This is a genomic window from Heliomicrobium modesticaldum Ice1 (genome assembly GCF_000019165.1).
In the GTDB taxonomy this organism is placed as follows: Bacteria; Bacillota; Desulfitobacteriia; order Heliobacteriales; family Heliobacteriaceae; genus Heliomicrobium; species Heliomicrobium modesticaldum.
On record NC_010337.2, the window covers coordinates 2910137 to 2927998 of the forward strand.

The 17862-nt window shown below is 55.1% G+C and carries 20 protein-coding genes; 19 read left to right on the forward strand and 1 reads right to left on the reverse strand.

The genetic code is table 11. The features are described 5' to 3' along the window. Positions 1–14 precede the first annotated feature (14 nt). From HM1_RS13485 to HM1_RS13575, 19 genes are all read left to right on the forward strand, one after another. Positions 15–335, forward strand: a complete 321-nt coding sequence (locus HM1_RS13485) for a head-tail connector protein (RefSeq protein ID WP_012283946.1) — start codon at positions 15–17, stop codon at positions 333–335. Between the two features lie 2 nt (positions 336–337). Next, on the forward strand, positions 338–670 hold the full coding sequence (locus HM1_RS13490; RefSeq protein WP_012283947.1) for a head-tail adaptor protein: 333 nt from the start codon (positions 338–340) through the stop codon (positions 668–670). Then, positions 663–1094, forward strand: coding sequence for an HK97-gp10 family putative phage morphogenesis protein (locus tag HM1_RS13495; protein ID WP_012283948.1), 432 nt, complete (start codon positions 663–665; stop codon positions 1092–1094). Before HM1_RS13490 ends, HM1_RS13495 begins: the two co-directional genes overlap by 8 nt. Then, positions 1091–1435, forward strand: a complete 345-nt coding sequence (locus HM1_RS13500) for a hypothetical protein (RefSeq protein ID WP_012283949.1) — start codon at positions 1091–1093, stop codon at positions 1433–1435. Before HM1_RS13495 ends, HM1_RS13500 begins: the two co-directional genes overlap by 4 nt. A gap of 2 nt (positions 1436–1437) precedes the next feature. Continuing rightward, positions 1438–2028, forward strand: a complete 591-nt coding sequence (locus HM1_RS13505) for a major tail protein (RefSeq protein ID WP_012283950.1) — start codon at positions 1438–1440, stop codon at positions 2026–2028. 14 nt (positions 2029–2042) lie between these two features. Next, a complete protein-coding gene (locus HM1_RS13510; protein WP_012283951.1) occupies positions 2043–2426 on the forward strand; it encodes a hypothetical protein in 384 nt (127 codons plus the stop codon). Positions 2427–2699: 273 nt separating this feature from the next. Beyond that, positions 2700–5258: a phage tail protein gene (locus tag HM1_RS13515; RefSeq protein ID WP_012283953.1), complete on the forward strand. Its 2559-nt coding sequence runs from the start codon at positions 2700–2702 to the stop codon at positions 5256–5258. A gap of 13 nt (positions 5259–5271) precedes the next feature. Next, positions 5272–6045, forward strand: a complete 774-nt coding sequence (locus tag HM1_RS13520) for a distal tail protein Dit (RefSeq protein WP_012283954.1) — start codon at positions 5272–5274, stop codon at positions 6043–6045. Positions 6046–6049: 4 nt separating this feature from the next. Then, entirely contained in the window at positions 6050–8569 is a 2520-nt protein-coding gene (locus tag HM1_RS13525; RefSeq protein ID WP_012283955.1) for a phage tail spike protein, read from the forward strand. A gap of 12 nt (positions 8570–8581) precedes the next feature. Next, entirely contained in the window at positions 8582–8776 is a 195-nt protein-coding gene (locus HM1_RS13530) for a hypothetical protein (protein WP_012283956.1), read from the forward strand. Between the two features lie 9 nt (positions 8777–8785). Further along, positions 8786–9355 carry a hypothetical protein gene (locus HM1_RS13535; RefSeq protein ID WP_041314035.1) on the forward strand — a complete coding sequence of 190 codons (570 nt, stop codon included), beginning with the start codon at positions 8786–8788 and terminating at the stop codon, positions 9353–9355. After that, entirely contained in the window at positions 9352–11820 is a 2469-nt protein-coding gene (locus HM1_RS13540; RefSeq protein ID WP_012283958.1) for a glycosyl hydrolase family 18 protein, read from the forward strand. The genes HM1_RS13535 and HM1_RS13540 overlap by 4 nt, the downstream gene beginning before the upstream one ends. 78 nt (positions 11821–11898) lie before the next feature. Then, positions 11899–12330 (forward strand): phage holin family protein, encoded by a 432-nt coding sequence (locus HM1_RS13545; RefSeq protein WP_012283959.1) that lies wholly within the window; start codon positions 11899–11901, stop codon positions 12328–12330. Further along, complete coding sequence (locus tag HM1_RS13550) at positions 12327–12662, forward strand: hypothetical protein (RefSeq protein WP_041314038.1); 336 nt, start codon at positions 12327–12329, stop codon at positions 12660–12662. Before HM1_RS13545 ends, HM1_RS13550 begins: the two co-directional genes overlap by 4 nt. Before the next feature lie 138 nt (positions 12663–12800). Further along, positions 12801–13499, forward strand: coding sequence for an N-acetylmuramoyl-L-alanine amidase (locus HM1_RS13555; RefSeq protein ID WP_012283960.1), 699 nt, complete (start codon positions 12801–12803; stop codon positions 13497–13499). Between the two features lie 148 nt (positions 13500–13647). Then, positions 13648–13869, forward strand: a complete 222-nt coding sequence (locus HM1_RS13560) for an SHOCT domain-containing protein (protein ID WP_012283961.1) — start codon at positions 13648–13650, stop codon at positions 13867–13869. A gap of 50 nt (positions 13870–13919) precedes the next feature. Then, a complete protein-coding gene (locus HM1_RS13565; protein ID WP_012283962.1) occupies positions 13920–15482 on the forward strand; it encodes a recombinase family protein in 1563 nt (520 codons plus the stop codon). Continuing rightward, entirely contained in the window at positions 15483–15914 is a 432-nt protein-coding gene (locus tag HM1_RS13570; RefSeq protein WP_012283963.1) for a serine integrase family protein, read from the forward strand. Further along, positions 15901–17469, forward strand: a complete 1569-nt coding sequence (locus HM1_RS13575; protein WP_012283964.1) for a recombinase family protein — start codon at positions 15901–15903, stop codon at positions 17467–17469. The genes HM1_RS13570 and HM1_RS13575 overlap by 14 nt, the downstream gene beginning before the upstream one ends. Before the next feature lie 69 nt (positions 17470–17538). Here HM1_RS13575 and HM1_RS13580 read toward each other — a convergent pair whose 3' ends face one another. Continuing rightward, positions 17539–17862 carry a hypothetical protein gene (locus tag HM1_RS13580; RefSeq protein WP_041314041.1) on the reverse strand — a complete coding sequence of 108 codons (324 nt, stop codon included), beginning with the start codon at positions 17860–17862 and terminating at the stop codon, positions 17539–17541.

Here is a 17862-nt window from a genome sequence, read left to right on the forward strand (position 1 = left end):
AGGTGGCGGTTGTAATGGGCGTGATTGATACCCTGCTCCCCAAGGTCAAGGCAAACCTGATTCTGGAACACAGCGCGGACGACGAACTCTTGCGGGGGATCATCCGCGCCGCTGTTTCCTACGCCGAAAGCTACCAGCACATCGCCGAAGGCTGGTACTCCGAAAACGCCATGCCGCCCACCACCGAGCAGGCCGTGATTATGCTGTCGAGCCATTTTTACGAAAGCAGGGATGGCTCGACGGCAGGTTTCTTTGCGGACAACGTGCAGGCAAGCCAACAGGTGTGGGACACGGTTAACCTGCTTCTACGGCTTGACCGGGACTGGAGGCCATGAATATGGGCTTCGGAAAAATGAACAGCTTCATCGACATCATTACAACCGTCCCGGTCAAAGATCCGGAAGGTTTTGTCGGCGGGGGCGATACCGTCCTCGCCAGTATCCGGGCCTACAAGGAGGACAAACACGGGAATGAGCGCTGGGCAAACATGGCGGCGTTTTCCGAAGCCTCGTCTCTGTTCCGCTTCCGTAAGCCGCCGGGCCTTGATATCACAACGGACAATGTCATTGCCTGCGCAGACGGCAGATACAACATCCTGAGTGTTGAGGATGTGCGCGGGCGCGGGATGTACATCGAGGTTCTGGCAAAGAAGGTGGATGCAGGTGGCTAAAGTCGATATAAAAATGCCGGATGATTTTCTCATTAAAGTATCCAAACTGGCGGACCAGACCGACGTAATTATCCCGAAGGTTCTGGATGCAGGCGGCGAGGTTGTGCTGGAGAAGGTAAAAAGCAACCTTCGCTCGGTCATCGGCAGGGATACGAAATACCCATCCGAGTCCACGGGCGAACTGCTTTCCTCCCTCGGCGTCACCCCGGCAAAGCAGGACAGGGACGGAAACTTTAATGTCAAGGTCGGCTTTGCCGAACCGAGGAGCGATGGCGGCAGCAACGCCAAGATCGCCAACATCATCGAATACGGAAAACACGGCCAGCCCGCGAAACCTTTCCTCAAACCCGCGAAATCCGCGTCAAAGAAAGCCTGCATCGAGGCTATGGCCGCCAAGCTGGATGAGGAGATAAAGAACCTATGAGCGTTTTATCTGAACTGAACACTATGCTGGATGCACTGGATATTCCTGTGGAGACCGGTGTTTTCAAGGGCAAAGCGCCGGATGAATATGTGGTCATTACACCCCTGACCGACACCTTCGGGATACACGCGGACAACCGCCCGCGATTCGAAGTGCAGGAAGCACGGCTGTCGCTGTTTTCCAAAAGCAACTACCAGCAGCGCAAAAAGCAAATTGTGGGGGCACTGCTGGATAACGGCTTCACGGTGACCGACCGGAGGTATATCGGCCATGAGGACGACACCGGCTACCACCACTACGCCATTGATGTGGCGAAAGAATACGAATTACGGGAGGATTGATTATGGCAACGATAGGACTTGACCGGCTCTACTACGCGCCGATCACGGAGGTGCCCGTCACGGGCGAGGAAACCTACGGACCGCCCGTGCTGCTTGCAAAGGCGATATCGGCGGAGTTATCCGTCGAACTCGCCGAAGCAACGCTTTACGCCGATGACGGGGCGGCCGAAATCATCAAAGAATTTAAAAACGGAAAGCTGACCCTGGGGGTGGACGACATCGGGCGAGCCGCCGCAGAAACACTCACGGGCGCGACCACGGACGACAACGGCGTACTCATCTCCGCCAGCGAGGACGGCGGCGCACCCGTCGCCATTGGGTTCAGGGCGAAGAAGGCCAACGGCAAATACCGTTACTTCTGGCTTTACCGCGTAAAGTTCGGGGTACCCTCCACGAACCTGGCGACGAAGGGCGACTCCATCACCTTCTCCACACCGACCATCGAGGGTACGGTGTCGCGCAGGAACAAGCCCGACGGCAACGGGAAGCATCCATGGAAAGCCGAAGTCAACGAGGACGACTCGGGCGTCCTGCCCGCGACCATCACAGGCTGGTATACGGCGGTCTACGAGCCGACGTTCGCGGCCGGATAAAGGGGGGCTGACAAATGGCTGACGAGAGAAGCGCGGTTATTAATATCGGCGGCACAGACTTTGAACTTGTGCTGACCACCCGCGCAACCAAGGAAATCGCCAGACGCTACGGCGGGCTGGAAAACCTCGGCGAGAAGCTGATGAAGTCGGAAAACTTCGAGATGGCGCTGGATGAGATTGTATGGTTGATTACAATGCTGGCGAACCAGTCAATTTTGATTTATAACCTTAAGCACAAAGACGCTCCGAAAGATGTGCTGACCGAGGACGAGGTGGAGCTTCTGACCTCGCCGCTTGATCTGGCGGCGTACAAGGCCGCTATCACCGAGGCGATGTTTAAGGGTACCAGACGCAATGTTGAAAGCGAGGGCAGCCCAAAAAACACGGGAGCCGAGTAAACGACGACGAGTTGTTTACCCGGCTTTTATATTACGGGACGGTTCACCTGAATCGCTCCGAGGAGGAAACATGGCTCACCCCCATCGGTCTGCTGATGGACTTATGGGAGTGCCATAAGCAATTCCTGGGGCTGGCAAAGCCAAAACGGGAGGTATTTATTGAAGATGTGATACCAGACGGGATTTGATTGGGTATCCGCACATGGGCACCGGGTTCATGAACGGATACCCAATCCCTAATATACCGGAAGGCACGCGGAAGGAGGTGGCGGCATGGCGGACAATTTCGGTTTGAAAATAGGGGTCGAGGGCGAAAAGGAGTTTAAGAACGCCCTCCGGGACATCAACCAGTCCTTCAAGGTGCTGGGCAGTGAGATGAACCTCGTGGCTTCCCAGTTCGACAAAAACGACAAGAGCATTCAGGCTGTCACAGCCCGAAACGAGGTTCTAAATAAGGAGATCGACGCGCAGAGGAAAAAAATCTCCACCCTGCAAGCCGCGCTGAAAAACGCCGCCGAATCCTTCGGCGAGAACGACAGGCGCACCCAAGGCTGGCAGATCCAGCTTAACAACGCCAAAGCCGAGCTAAACGGCATGGAGCGTGAACTGGAGCAGAACAACAAAGCCCTCGGCAAAGCCGGAGACGGGTTCAACGACGTGGAAAAGCGGGCCGGCCGGTTCGGTGACGAACTGAAGGCCGCCGGCAAGGACGCGGACGAGGCGGGTTCCAAGTTTGAAAGGCTTGGCGGCATCCTCAAGGGCGTGGGTGCCGCGATGGGCGGCGCTTTTGTAGCCGTCGGAACGGCGGCGGTCGGCGCGGCAAAGGCTCTCGGCGACATGACCGTCGGGGCTTCCCAATATGCGGACGATATCCTCACCATGTCCACGGTTACAGGCATGAGCACAGAAAGCCTGCAGGCATACAAATATGCAGCTGAACTGGTGGACGTGTCGCTGGATACCCTTACGGGGAGCATGGCAAAGAACGTCAAGTCCATGTCCGCAGCCCGCGACGGCACCGGCACGGTTGCGGACGCCTACAAGATGTTGGGCGTTTCCGTGACGGACGCAAACGGACAGCTCCGGGATTCCCAAACGGTTTATTGGGAAGCCATCGACGCCCTGGGCAAGGTATCCAATGAAACCGAACGCGACGCTTTGGCCATGCAGCTGTTCGGAAAATCCGCCCGGGATTTAAACCCGCTGATAGCCCAAGGTTCGGCCGGGATCGCAGAACTGACCGAGGAAGCCAAGCGGATGGGCGCGGTCATGAGCGAGGATTCATTGAACGCCCTCGGCGCCTTCGATGATTCCATGCAGCGGCTCAAGTCAGGCGGGGAGGCGGCGAAGAACGCCCTCGGGATGGTTCTTTTGCCGCAGCTTCAAGTGCTGGCCGACGACGGCGTAAGCCTGCTGGGCGAATTCACGCGGGGCTTGAATGAAGCGAACGGCGACTGGAATAAAATCAGCGAGGTCATCGGAAATACTGTGGGGGGTATTGTCGATTCCGTCATGAAAACCCTGCCGGACATTATTCGGCTTGGTATGGATATTGTCATGTCCATCGGCGGGGCGGTTATGGACAATCTTCCGATGCTGGTAGACGCCGCGTCCCAGATTATCGTGACTTTGCTGCAGGGGCTGATCGGCGCCCTGCCCGGATTGACCGAGGGCGCGCTTCAGCTTGTACTGGCGCTGGTGAACGGGATAATCGAAAATCTTCCCGCGCTTGTGGAAGCCGCCGTGCAAATGGTCGCCACGCTGGTCGGCGGTATCGGCGAAGCACTTCCCCAGCTTATACCCGCCATCGTGCAAGCCGTGGTGCTAATCTGCCAGACATTGGTTGAGAACCTCCCCCTCCTGCTGGATGCGGCCTTACAGATAATATTGGGTTTGGCGCAGGGGCTTTTAAACGCCCTGCCGGAACTCATCGCGGCACTGCCCGCCGTCATTACGGCTATAGTGGACTTTGTCATCGGCGCTATCCCCCTGATAATCGATGCGGGCATACAGCTTTTAGTGTCGCTGGTGGGGGCGCTGCCGGAAATCATCACGGCAATCGTGGCGGCTATCCCGCAAATCATTGACGGAATCATCACGGCGGTGCTGGGTTCCATCCCGCAGTTGATTGAAGCGGGCGTCAAGCTTCTGGTGGCGCTGATACAAAACCTGCCGCAGATTATCATCGCCATCGTTCAGGCCATACCGCAGATCATCACGTCCATCGTGGACGCCCTCATCGGGAATATCGACAAAATCATCCTCGCGGGCGTCCGGCTTTTCGTCGCCCTGATTCAAAACCTGCCGGCCATCATAGTGGAAATCGTCAGGGCGGTGCCGCAGATTATCTCCGCCCTGGTCAAGGGTTTCACAGGCTCTATCGGCCAAATCGCACAGGTGGGCGGCAATCTCATCAGGGGCTTATGGCAGGGCATTTCCGACGCCGGGGCGTGGCTGTGGGATAAGATCTCCGGGTTCTTCGGCGGCGTGGTGGACAGAATCAAGGACTTCTTCGGTATCCATTCGCCCTCCACCCTGTTCGCCAGGCTTGGCGAGAACATGGGCGAAGGCGTCGGCGTTGGCTTTGAGCGTGCAATGGCCCAGGTGAGCGACGATATGCAAAACGCCATCCCCACCCGCTTCGATCTACCGGGCGTCAATATAAACGCCGGCGTTTCCGGTACTACCGGAAGTATCCCGCCCAGCGGCCCCCTGATAACTATCCAGCAGATGGTTGTGCGCAGCGAGGATGATATCCGGAGGATTTCCCAGGAACTTTACAACCTGATGCAGACAGGTTCAAGGGCGCAAGGCCGGTTCAGCCCGGCATAGGAGGTGTTACGGCATGGGATTTACATTCGGCGGCATAACGTCGCAGAGCATGAACATCAAGGTGCGGCTGACGGGCTGGCAGGCATCGCCTTCCCTGCGGAACTCTTTTGTCACCATTCCCGGCAAACCCGGTGTGGCGGACTTCGGCAGCGACATCACGGAAAAAATCATCACGGTGCGGTGCAATATCCCACCGCAATACAGCTTAGCCTCGCTGGTGTCCATCCTCGACAGCATGGCCGAATGGCTTAATCCGGAGCGCGGTTTACGGCAACTGGTCCTGGATGACATCCCGGACAGGTACTTCACCGCCCGGCTGACCGATGGGGTGGACTGCGACAGGCTGGTTCTTTCGGCGGGTGCGTTCGATCTGAAATTCGTCTGCCCCGACCCGCATGCCTATGCGCTGACGGATGAGGTTTTCACCATCACATCCGAGGGCGTAAACACGGTGAGCAGGACGAAGGGCAACACGGATTCCGAGCCTGTCTACCTTTTAAAGGGAACCATCCCCTCCGGCCCCTCGACTTATATTTCGCTGCGGACGAACGACGAGGAACTTCGGGTAATCGGCGCGCTGGCCGGCGGCGAAACACTGGTCATAGACACCGGCAGGGTCACTGCGAAAGTAGTGGACGAAACGGGCGAAACATTGAGGAACGGGCTCCCACTATTGCAGGAGCTTAACTTTCCCGTTCTGCACAAAGGTACGAACACCGTGACAATTACGGCGGCCGGCGCGACATTTACGGAACTTAAGGTTCAGGCAATGAGCCGCTGGAGGTGATAAAATGGCTGTCAAATCAGTTTTAACAAATCAGACGGACTTCACGGGCGAGATCCCCGTGACTAAAAATACGTCTGCCCTGTGGCGGTTCAACGAACCGCAGCCGGACGGCAACATGCAGCTTGCCGATTCCAGCGGCAACGGCCGCCATCTTACCGTCTCCGGCTGGAGCGGCACCACGGCGAGCCTCATAAGCGGGCGCTTCGGCCGATATTTCCGCATGAACATCAACAACCCGGCCACGGAAAAGACGCACCTTGTCGCGGCAAACGACGGTACGTTCTTTTCGGATTTGGGCGATAAAATAGCCGTCGGCGGATGGATTAACCCGACCACCTATTCGGTCGGGCAGACCTATGTCCCGCTATTCAACACCCGGCAGGGTCCGGGGCAGCCGCTGTTCTACTTGTCGCTTTACCAGGGGCGTCCGAGGATGATGCTGTATAACTCTGCGGGAACCCTAATCCTCGACCAGTCTGAAACACCTTCCTTCACGATGGTCAACGGCGGCTGGTATTTCATTGCGGCGGTAATCGAGGTGACAGCCAAAACCTCGCAGATAATCCTCTGCAACCGTGCGGACGGTACGGTCTGGGTCGCCCCTAAACGTGCTTTCACAGGGACGCCGAACCCCTCCTGCATTGCGGATATCGTGCTGGGAATGCACGCCAACCAATATTACTTCGCGGGCGGTTTTGACGACTGGTTCCTGGAGGTTGGCTCGGAATTGACAATCGAAGATTTGCGAAGGTATTTCCAACAGGCGATGCTCGGGAACGGCGGCGACACAAATTCGGCGGTGGACGCCATTACCGAACCCGGTGCGGTCACCCTGAAAAAAGGGGCGGACAACAACTATCCCGCAAGCGGCGTACTGACCACCATCGCGGCGCAGTGCTCGCTCGCGGGCAGCGGCCGCGTTTCGGTGGCCAGCGAATATGCCGCCGGGATAACGGCTGTTTCCCTGGTTGAAACCTCCACCTCCGACGACCTTGCCGACTGGTCGGCGTGGCAGGCGGTGGGTACGAACGGCGAACTCGCTTCGCCCAACAGGGAATATATCTGTTACCGCATCACCCTTTCCACCAACGATGCGGCCAGGACGCCAAAACTCCTCGACATCACGCTCCATGATATCCCCAAAGCGCCCTATGAGAGGCTCGGCTTTTCCCGGCCCGTCGTACTGGACGCAAACGGCGCATGGGAAGCCGTACTGGAGAACGCTTATGATATCATCGCCACGGGGGAGGTAAACGGAGCGGACACCCTGGATTTCAAATTCCCTTACAATGACCCCAAACGGGCGTCACTGGACAACGAAAAGCAGGTGCAGATTGCCGGGGACATCTACCGGATCCGCACCCTTACCGACGAGAAAGGCTCGGACGGCAGCGGCATCCTGACCACCGTATATGCGGAAGCTGCGTTCTACGACCTGACCTTCTCGGCCGAGAAGCAGCCCGTGGAATTCAACGCCGACCTGCCGTCCGCCCCGATGCGCTATGCATTGGAGGGAACCAGCTGGTCGCTGGGCACGGTGGACGTAACTACCCTGAGGACTTGGCAGTGCAATGAGAAAAACGCCCTGGCGATCTTGCGGCGGGTCCAGCAGCTGCATGGCGGTGACCTCGTCTTTGACAGCCGCAACCGTCTAGTGAGCCTTTTGGCTTTCAGCGGCAGGGACAACGGCGCGCTGTTCGCATACCGGAAGAACCTTACCGGCATCAAGCGTGTGGTGGATACACGCTCGCTGGTAACAAGGCTCTATGCCTTCGGCAAGGACGGTATGACCTTCTCCTCCATCAACGGCGGCAAGGAGTATGTGGAGGATTATACCTATTCAAATGAAGTCAGGGTTTCCACGCTGGACTGCCCCAACTTCACCAACCCGTACCAGATGCTGGAGTTCGCCAACATGCGCCTTGCCGAATACGCAAGGCCCCGGGTGTCCTATGTGCTGTCGGCGATGGATTTGTCCGTGCTGACGGGGTACGAACACGAGCAGTGGTCATTGGGCGACATTGTGACCGTAGACGACCGCGACCTGAACCTGTCAATAAAGACCCGTATTGTACGCAGGCAGTATAACCTGCAGGAACCGTGGAAGACAGTGCTGGAGCTGTCCAGCAAGCTTCGGGAGCTGGGCGATTCCCCCACTGACGCGTTTGCCGACCAGCTTGGGCAGTCCAACCTTATCGGGCAGGAAATCAAGGATATGGTCCCGTTCAACCACCTCCGCAATTCCCGCGCGGACGACGGCTTCGCCTACTGGCAGAACTCCGGCTTCGAGGTGGATACCGAAAACGGTTTGACGGGGACGGCTTCCTTTAAGGCAACCGGTTCCTTGGGCGCCACCAAGAGCATGGCGCAGACGGTTTACCCGGCTTCCCGCCGCAGCTATACCATCTCCGCGCAGATCGGCTCGGATAACCTGCAAAAGGGCGCCAACGGCCAGGTGGGCATTGAGCTTGTTTTTGAGTATGAGGACGGGACCACGGAAACACGGTTTATAGATTTGTTATGAGGAGGTGCGGCTATGCCTGCATTTCAACAAATAGCAAGAGACGCGACGCCCAAGGGCTATGGGACGCTGCGCTCCATCACCATAAGGCTTGTGGTGTCCGACTGCACCGGGGCGGTATATTTTACCGACCTCATGCTGCAGGCAGGCTCCGTCGCCACCGGCTGGGTCGGCCACGTCAGCGAGATTCAGTGGACGCTGGATGGGTAGGTGAAGGCAATGCAAATCAATAATTTCATCCGTTTTGCGGAAACCGTAAAGGTCAAGGAGGACAAGCGTGTGGTCAGCATCACGGTCCGTCCGCTTATCGCCGATTGCACGGGCGCCGTCTACTACACCGACCTTATGCTGCAGGAGGGTGGCAAGCTGACGGGCTACACGCCGCATACCACGGCCATGCTCAAAAGCTCGCCCAACCCGCCCCGCTTCCATAACGGTATTGTGCGGACAAGCGAAACGGTGATCATTTTCAACCTCGGCGAAACTTCGTCGGGGCTGGACTGCTACATCTACCCCATCCAGAGCATGGCGGCAGGCAGCATCTTGCTCTCCCAGGGTATGGGTTCGCACCAAGTCAGCTTTGACGCGGCGATGAGTGCGGGCGATGAGCTTGCGCTGAAAGCTTCCACCCGCGAGTGCCTGCGAAACGGCAGCCCGACACCGAAGCGCGGTTTTTTCCAATACACCGCCGCCCATGACAGCAAGCACCAGGTAAAGCTGGAGGACAGAAAGTCCGCAAGGGTCCGCTTCGAATACAGAGAAATGCTGAAAGGGGATTCCCGCCCATGATGGACTATTTAAAGGGGAAACGCTGCATGGTCTGGTCGTTCATGGGCAACACCCGGATGTACCAGGCGCTGAACGACTATGGTGACCGTCTGGATACGGTGGGCATCTTCACCTTCGAGGTCGACGCAACGGGAACTATTTCAGAAACCGGCACCGATGTCTCAAGCCTTACAGCTTACCGCACCAAGTGGCCGCACATCAAGTGGATGCTGACTGTCATGAACCACGGCACGGCTTCAATCTTTACCGCCCTGCGGAACAATACGGACGGCGCGAAGGATACCTTCCTCTCGGAAATCGTGCGCATTATGCAGAAATACCCGTGGTGCGCCGGCGTGGACATCGACCTGGAGCGCGGCGGCGGGTATGAGAACCGCACTGCGGCAAACGCCCTCTTCCGTGATATCTTCCGGACGGTCAAATCATATAACCCCGCCAAGCTAGTCAACATCTGCCTGCCGGGCATGACGGGCGTGGAAGGCTCCGTCGGCGGCGAGAACTGGTGTGTATACTCCGACCTCAACGCATACTGTGACACGGCGGCCATCATGAGCTACGGCATGGCGTGGGCCGGCTCCGCGCCGGGACCCGTGTCTCCCCGAAGCTGGCTGGAGGGCATCTACGACTACGCCGTGCAGTCCATGTCCCCAGATAAGGTGTTCATGGGCTTGCCCGCCTATGGCTGGAACTGGCAGATTTACGACACGCCCGAAAACCTCGGCAAGGCTTACCGGGGAACATCCAATACCTATTATGCCGCAAAGAACTGGATGACGGGGGTTTACAACTTTACGGACGACCAGCCGCCCCAGCCGCGTATCCCCATCATTGCATACTGGGACGATTACGACAAAGTGCCGTGGGCCCTTCCCCATGTTTATGACTATATGGAAGGCTGGGATGCCGTATCAAGGACTGACCCCATAACCGCCGAGGTGTATAACCGGCGGCATTACCTGACCTGTTACGGCAAGGCGCAAAAAGCGGAATTCGGCGCCATCCTCATAGACCGCGACGGTGTCCCCGATTCCTACGAGGGTAACATCATCGTAGGCGAAGCGGCGGTCAGTTTGGGTGATGGCGGGACGGCTGATTACAGCTTTACCATCGGCCAAGCGGGAACCTATGATGTGGCTGTGCGGTTATGTTATCCGTTTTGGGATAAGAATGGAATCACCATTTCACTTGACGAAGGCCCCGGCGTGACCTTTACGGAGGATCGCCTGTGGTGGCCATACTGGAGGAAAACCTTCTGGGCGGCGCTTGCCACGGAAGTGAGCCTGTCGGCCGGGGAGCACACCATTACCATTGAGGGCGGCATTCCGGGGACGCAGTTTTATGGTTTCAGGGTATGCGGCTCCTTTTCGGAGGAGCCCTCGGCCGGGGAGGCGACATTCGCCCTTTCGCCGCGCAGCTTCAAGGATGTGGACGGCAACATGGTCGTGCCGGACAGGGGTTTCAAGCTGACAACCGAGGTGCTGCGCCGAAAGCCGGATTCCGCGCTGGTATGGTATGAAGATTTCCGTGACCCGATCACCCTCCAGGAAAGCTATTGGATTACCCTTTCCGGGAGCTGGAGCGTCTGGCACGACACTAATGGTAACGGCAACCGGCCATATTCACAGCTTGAGGGCAGCGGGCAGCTTGCCTGGAAGTATGAAGGGTTCAACGATGTGCATGTCAGGGCGAGGGTTGCTTTCCCGGAAAACGGCAACGGCCGCGCGGGGGTATTCCTCGGGGATGTGTTCTGCTGCATCAACATCGACAACCAGCGGGTGGAACTCTATCAAGGCACAACCCTGCTCGAGAACTGGCAAGGCAGTTACTCAAGGACACCGGACGCCGATATCCGCACCAACCCGAATATGTACCTCATTGAAATGAGGAAACGCGGGGGTACGGTTCGTGTCTACTCCGGCAACAGCAACACACTCCGGTTTACGGCAGCCATATCGGCGGTGGGCGGGTATTGCGGCATCCGGTCGGACGGGCAAATCAAGTGCGAACTGCTCCGGTTGGGCGATGCATGGACATATGAGCCATATGAAGCCTTTGATGTGTACATGCCGGACGGGACATCGATGAATTACGGGAGGATTCCGAGGGCGGGTGTGACCTGGGACTCGGAGTTTGGGGTGTTCACCCTCCAAAACGATGTGGAGGAATCCTCCAGCCGGAGCGAAGACATATCGATGGACTATGACTTCTACCACAGCGGGCTTTTGCAAATACCCTGCAACGCCGACTACATTGCAAAGATAGTGCCGAGGGACATCAACGTCTGGATATCCCGGCTGTTCCTCGGCGACGCGGACGGTTTCTCGATCCTCTACTACCAGGATGTGGACTCCCTCGTCTACTGGTCTAACGAGGCGGCTTACCGCTGGGGGCTTCGCGGCATCGCCATCTGGTCGCTGGGCCAGGAGGATTTGCGGCTGTGGGAGGCACTCCCAAAACAGATATAAACCGCTATTGGGTAAGGATGCTTGCCGGAAACGGCAGGCTTTTTTTTATACACACATTCAGAAACGGAGGTTTTATGTATGAAAGAAATCTGGTCCTGGATTCAGGCGGCGTTTGCCGGGTTAGGCGGATGGCTGGGTTGGGTGCTGGGCGGCGCGGACGGTTTTATCTACGCCCTGATTGCTTTTGTGGCCGTGGATTATCTGACCGGTGTGCTTTGCGCTATTGCAGATAAGAAGCTGTCCAGCGAGATCGGCGCGAAGGGTATCTTCAAAAAGGTGCTCATCTTCGTGATGGTAGGCGTCGCGCATATCCTCGACACGCAGGTATTGGGCGGCAACAGCAGCGCCCTCCGCACAGCGGTGATCTTCTTCTATCTGAGCAACGAGGGCGTATCCATCCTCGAAAACTCAGCGCATATCGGGCTGCCCATCCCCGAAAAACTCAAGGAGGTTTTGCAGCAGCTTCATGGGCGCGACGGGGAGCCGCCAAAGACAGGTGACGGAACATGATCGACCTGACGAAAGCGGCGACGGTGTTTATCGGGCGGCGCGGAGAGCACCACTACCGCAGCCTTGAATTTGACGTTTCCGACCTGCTGGGGGACGAATACCCCAGCGCCGCACTGCACGCCATATACAAGAGGCCTGATGGCATCGCCTATCCCTTGGTTACAAGCTACGCGTACGGTGTTCTGACATGGTCGCCCAGCGCGACGGATACAGAAAACGTCGGCGTCGGACGGCTGGAGATCAGGGTCGTGCATAGCGAGGTGGTCGGGAAAAGTGCGGGTGCTCACCATCGTCGAGGAAGCCATTGCGGACGGTATAGCCGAACTGTTTGAGATACGTCATGTCTGGCAATGTCACATGTGCGGGCGGCGTCAACAGCATCAGAGGGCCTTTATACACAATACTGCCCGTCGGCAGCGTGCCTATAGACGGGCAAAGCGGTCTGCTTTTACCTGTGGAGGTGATTTACGATGAATCTGCGAAAACAAATACTCACAAACAACTCCTGCTTCAAGGTGGGAAAAACCATCACGCCGAAGGGCATCATGGTTCACTCTACCGGGGCGAACAACCCGTGGCTGAAACGCTACGTGGCGCCCGACGACGGATTTCTGGGAAAGAACCAGTACGGTAACCACTGGAATCAGGATAAGCCCGACGGCCGTCAGGTCTGCGTCCATGCCTTTATCGGCAAGCTGGCGGACGGATCAATCGCAACATACCAGACCCTTCCGTGGAACCATCGCGGCTGGCACTGCGGTGGTTCAGGCAACGATACTCACATCGGCTTCGAGATCTGCGAGGATGGCTTGACTGATGCGTCTTATTTCGGCAAGGTATACTCGGAAGCCGTGGAGCTTTGCGTATATCTCTGCAAGCTCTATAGCTTGACTGAGAAAGACATCATTTGCCACTCCGAAGGCTATAAACAAGGTATCGCATCGAACCACTCTGATGTGATGCATTGGTTCCCGAAGTTTGGGAAATCTATGGATACTTTCCGTGCCGATGTTAAAAGACTTCTTACCGCCCCGGCGCCTACGCCCGGCGAGCCAAATAGGCTCTACCGCGTTCAGGTTGGGGCTTACAGCGTCAAGGCCAACGCTGAGGCGATGCTCGCCAAGGTTAAGGCGGCTGGATTTACGGACGCTTTTATCAAAACTGAATAAATTAATCTATCGATGCCGCCGCGTGATTGATTTCACTCGGCGGTTATTTTTTTGCTCCGGAAATCCATGTTTTCAGTACTCAATCCGCCCTCTACTGTCCTGTGGATGGTGAGAGGGTTAATTGCCCTCCGATGGGAGGAAACGACATATGACAAACGTTACAGATGAAAAGCCGGGCATAAATTATGAGAAAAAGCCTGTTTCTCAGGAGCAGCTTCAGCATGAGTATGATTATTTTCTGGCTCAGCAAATATTAGAATCTATCTTGAAAAACGGCTTGATTACTATGGATGAATTCAACAAGATAACCACATTAAACCGCCAGTCTTTCTCTCCGGCGCTGGCACGGATTATGCCAGGAAATCGTTGATATTACTTGGGTTCAGAGGTAATATGTCATGCTGACAAGGAGGTGAGAATTTGAAAAAGGTAACGAAAATCGCCCAAAATACAGCTGATTTTACCGAACGGCCCAAGCTACGTGTTGCGGCTTACTGCCGTGTGTCCACCGACAGCGATGAGCAGCTGGTCAGCCTTGAAACCCAAATTAGGCACTACGAATCCTATATCAATGCAAATCCTGATTGGGAGTTTGCCGGTCTTTATTATGACGAGGGCATCACAGGTACGAAAAAGGAAAAACGGCATGAGCTGCTTCGGATGATATCCGACTGTGAAAATAAAAAAATCGACTTCATCGTAACCAAGTCTATCAGCCGGTTTGCACGAAATACCACCGACTGTCTTGAACTGGTCAGGAAGCTGATTGACCTTGGCATCTTCATTTATTTTGAGAAAGAAAACATCAACACCGGGTCAATGGAAAGCGAACTCATGCTGTCAATCCTGAGTGGACTGGCTGAAAGCGAGTCGGTCTCCATCTCGGAAAACAATAAGTGGTCGGTAAAGCGCAGGTTTCAAAGCGGCACTTTCAAAATCTCCTATCCGCCCTATGGCTACGATGCCGTTGACGGGAAGATGGTCGTGAATGAATCCCAGGCTGAAATCGTCCGGTTCATCTTTGCTGAAATCTTGTCAGGCAAAGGCACCCATAAAATTGCGGATGACCTGAACCGCCGAAAGGTACCGACCAAGAAAGGCGGGCGCTGGACGGCAACAACCATTCGCGGGATGGTCAGCAACGAAAAATATACCGGCGACGCAATTTTTCAAAAGACCTATACCGATGAGCACTTCAACCGACACAACAACTACGGCGAGAAAGACCAGTATCTGATCAAAAACCATCATGAACCGATTATCAGCCATGAAGATTTTGAAGCCGCACAGATGATCATCGAACAGCGCGGCAAGGAAAAAGGTGTAGTAAAGTATAACGAAAAATACCAGAGCCGTTATCCTTTTTCCGGTAAAATCATCTGCGGTCAGTGTGGCAGTAAATTCAAACGCCGAATTCACGGGAGCGGCAGAAAATACATCGCATGGTGCTGCTCCACTCACATTGCGGACATCAAGAAATGTCCTATGAAATATATCCCGGAGTCCGATTTTGAATACGCATTCGTCACCATGATGAACAAGCTCATCTTCGGACATGAAACCGTCCTAAAGCCACTGCTTGCGAGCCTGCGCGGCATGAATTCCGACGACAGTCTGACAAGCATTCGGGAGCTTGACAAGAAACTCGAAGAAAACACGGAACAGCGAAAGGTGCTGGTGGGGCTTCTCACCAAAGGATACCTTGAGCCTGCCGTTTACAATAAGGGCAACAATGAACTTCTGCAGGAGGCCGAAAGGTTACACCGTCAAAAGGAATCCTTAGTACGCTTCTTAAACAGTGACACCCAACACTTAAGCGAAGTCAGTGAGTTGCTGCACTATACCACAAAAACACCGATGCTGACCTGCTTTGACAGAGACATTTTTAAACGCTTTGTGGAGCGGATTATTGTTTATTCCAGGACAGAAATAGGATTTGAGTTAAAATGCGGCATAACGCTGAAAGAAAGGCTGGTGAAATAGATGGGACACACACCATTTGGCTACCGGATTGAAAACGGTAAAGCCGTGATAGACAAGGCCGCCGCTGAGCAGATAAAGATTCTGTATCAATCCTATCTATCCGGCGATTCTTTGGATACTGCCGCCAAAAAGGCCGGCATCCAATCCTTCCATGCCGGTATTAGCAGGATACTGCGGAATGCTTGTTACCTTGGCAACGAGTATTATCCTGCAATCATTGACCCCAACATATTTGCGGCTGCCGAAGCCGAGCGTATCAAGCGGGCGGAAAAGCTTGGCCGCATCCTTGAACCAAAAGAAGAAACCGAGGTGGTCTTTCCCACTGTCTTCTATATAAAAGAAGCAGCACAGCGGTTTGATGACCCGTTCCAGCAGGCGGAATACGCCTACAGTCTGATAGAAATGGAGGTGCACGAAGATGGAAGTCAGTAAGAATGTCACAGTGATTCCTGCGAGGAAGCACATCCGCAAAAGTAAAGATGAAGAAAAACCGAAGCTCCGTGTGGCAGCTTACTGCCGCGTCTCCACCGACAGCGACGAACAGGCCACCAGCTATGAAACGCAGATTGAGCATTACACGGCCTACATCAACGGTCACCCGGACTGGGTGCTGGCCGGCATCTTTGCGGACGACGGCATTTCCGGCACCAACACCAAAAAGCGCGACGAATTCAACCGCATGATTGACGAGTGTATGGCGGGCAATATCGATATGGTCATCACCAAGTCCATCAGCAGGTTTGCGCGCAATACCCTGGACTGCCTGAAATACATCCGCCAGCTGAAGGAAAAGAATATTCCCGTGTACTTTGAAAAAGAAAACATTAACACCATGGATTCCAAGGGTGAGGTCCTGCTGACGATTATGGCATCCCTCGCTCAGCAGGAGAGCCAGTCCCTGAGCCAGAACGTGAAGCTGGGCCTGCAGTACCGCTACCAGCAGGGCGAGATTCAGGTCAACTGTGCCCGCTTCCTCGGCTACACCAAGGACGAAAACAAACATCTGGTGGTCGTGCCGGAGGAAGCCGAAGTCGTCAAGCGCATCTACCGGGAATATCTTGAAGGGGCCAGCATGCTAAAAATTGCCCGCGGGCTGGAAGCCGACGGCATCCTAAACGGCGCGGGCAAAGAACGCTGGCATACCAGCAATATCAACCAGATTCTGCGGAATGAAAAGTACATCGGAGACGCCCTATTACAGAAAACCTACACAGTTGATTTTCTCACAAAAAAGCGGGTCAAGAATAACGGCCTTGTCCCGCAATACTATGTGGAAAACAGCCATGAAGCCATCATCCCGCGTGAAATTTTCATGCAGGTGCAGGAGGAACTGGTGCGTCGGCGTTTAATCCATAAAAGCCCGAACGGAAAGAACCGGGTGTTCAGCAGCAGCCACTGTCTGGCGAACATCGTGTATTGTGGCGTTTGCGGGGAGTTTTACCGCCGGATTCACTGGTACAACCGGGGCAAAAAGTCCATTGTCTGGCGCTGCATCAGTCGCCTGGAAAACACCGGATTGTTCTGCGACGCCCGCACCGTGCCGGAAAGCCAAATCGAGCAGGTGCTGGTCAAGGCCATTAACCAAACGCTTTGCGACAGGGACACCTTTCTTACGACGCTTCAGAACAACATTGAAACCGTCCTGAGCCACGGGAACGACCAGGTCCTTGCCGACATCGACAAGCGATTGAAAGAGTTGCAGGCGGAGCTTTTGAAACTGGCTACTTCCAATGCGGATTACGAAAAAGTAGGCAACGAAATTTACCACCTGCGCGAGGAAAAGCAAAAGCTTCAGCTGGAAAGCGCCGGGCGGGATGAACAGAAAAAACGTATCTCCGACATGGGCACCTTCCTTCGGGAGCAGCCCACCGCCCTGACCGAATACGATGAGTCGCTTATCCGGCGGCTAATTGAAAAAGTCACCGTCTACGAGGACAAATTCACTGTTGAATTCAAATCTGGTGTCAATGTTGAGATAAACGAATAATCGCACCAAAGCAAAGACTCCTCAGAACTGGAACAAATCCGGTGATGGGGAGTCTTGTTTGATTTTCAACTATTTCTTTGGTTTGAACATGGCACTATAGGCTTTAACCGCCTCATCCTTCATAAGCCACCCGAACTTTCTAAGAAATTCTAACTTCTGCTCGTCATTCGCCCATTCCTGCAACGTGTGCATCACACCTTCAAAGTGCTCATTCTCCTTGCCATTAAAGAACTTTCCTCCAGGGCCTTGCTTGAACATTACTGGTACTCCATTCTTGATTGCCTTCCAAACTGTGGAGCCTCCGGTAGTAGTTAAATCGTCACCTACAAATCCATCTAATTCACCTGAAGCCAATTTTTTCAAAAGACTCTTTTCTTCATTCGTTATCGCCAT

Bases quoted from the DNA above. Each gene is read 5' to 3' on its own strand.
- HM1_RS13570 (WP_012283963.1), top strand. From the start codon at position 15,483: ATGGGACACACACCATTTGGCTACCGGATTGAAAACGGTAAAGCCGTG.
- HM1_RS13545 (WP_012283959.1), top strand. From the start codon at position 11,899: ATGAAAGAAATCTGGTCCTGGATTCAGGCGGCGTTTGCCGGGTTAGGC.
- HM1_RS13530 (WP_012283956.1), top strand. From the start codon at position 8,582: ATGCCTGCATTTCAACAAATAGCAAGAGACGCGACGCCCAAGGGCTAT.
- HM1_RS13485 (WP_012283946.1), top strand. From the start codon at position 15: ATGGGCGTGATTGATACCCTGCTCCCCAAGGTCAAGGCAAACCTGATT.
- HM1_RS13580 (WP_041314041.1), bottom strand. From the start codon at position 17,862: ATGGCGATAACGAATGAAGAAAAGAGTCTTTTGAAAAAATTGGCTTCA.
- HM1_RS13525 (WP_012283955.1), top strand. From the start codon at position 6,050: ATGGCTGTCAAATCAGTTTTAACAAATCAGACGGACTTCACGGGCGAG.
- HM1_RS13555 (WP_012283960.1), top strand. From the start codon at position 12,801: ATGAATCTGCGAAAACAAATACTCACAAACAACTCCTGCTTCAAGGTG.
- HM1_RS13510 (WP_012283951.1), top strand. From the start codon at position 2,043: ATGGCTGACGAGAGAAGCGCGGTTATTAATATCGGCGGCACAGACTTT.
- HM1_RS13560 (WP_012283961.1), top strand. From the start codon at position 13,648: ATGACAAACGTTACAGATGAAAAGCCGGGCATAAATTATGAGAAAAAG.
- HM1_RS13575 (WP_012283964.1), top strand. From the start codon at position 15,901: ATGGAAGTCAGTAAGAATGTCACAGTGATTCCTGCGAGGAAGCACATC.
- HM1_RS13490 (WP_012283947.1), top strand. From the start codon at position 338: ATGGGCTTCGGAAAAATGAACAGCTTCATCGACATCATTACAACCGTC.
- HM1_RS13500 (WP_012283949.1), top strand. From the start codon at position 1,091: ATGAGCGTTTTATCTGAACTGAACACTATGCTGGATGCACTGGATATT.
- HM1_RS13520 (WP_012283954.1), top strand. From the start codon at position 5,272: ATGGGATTTACATTCGGCGGCATAACGTCGCAGAGCATGAACATCAAG.
- HM1_RS13535 (WP_041314035.1), top strand. From the start codon at position 8,786: ATGCAAATCAATAATTTCATCCGTTTTGCGGAAACCGTAAAGGTCAAG.
- HM1_RS13515 (WP_012283953.1), top strand. From the start codon at position 2,700: ATGGCGGACAATTTCGGTTTGAAAATAGGGGTCGAGGGCGAAAAGGAG.
- HM1_RS13540 (WP_012283958.1), top strand. From the start codon at position 9,352: ATGATGGACTATTTAAAGGGGAAACGCTGCATGGTCTGGTCGTTCATG.
- HM1_RS13505 (WP_012283950.1), top strand. From the start codon at position 1,438: ATGGCAACGATAGGACTTGACCGGCTCTACTACGCGCCGATCACGGAG.
- HM1_RS13550 (WP_041314038.1), top strand. From the start codon at position 12,327: ATGATCGACCTGACGAAAGCGGCGACGGTGTTTATCGGGCGGCGCGGA.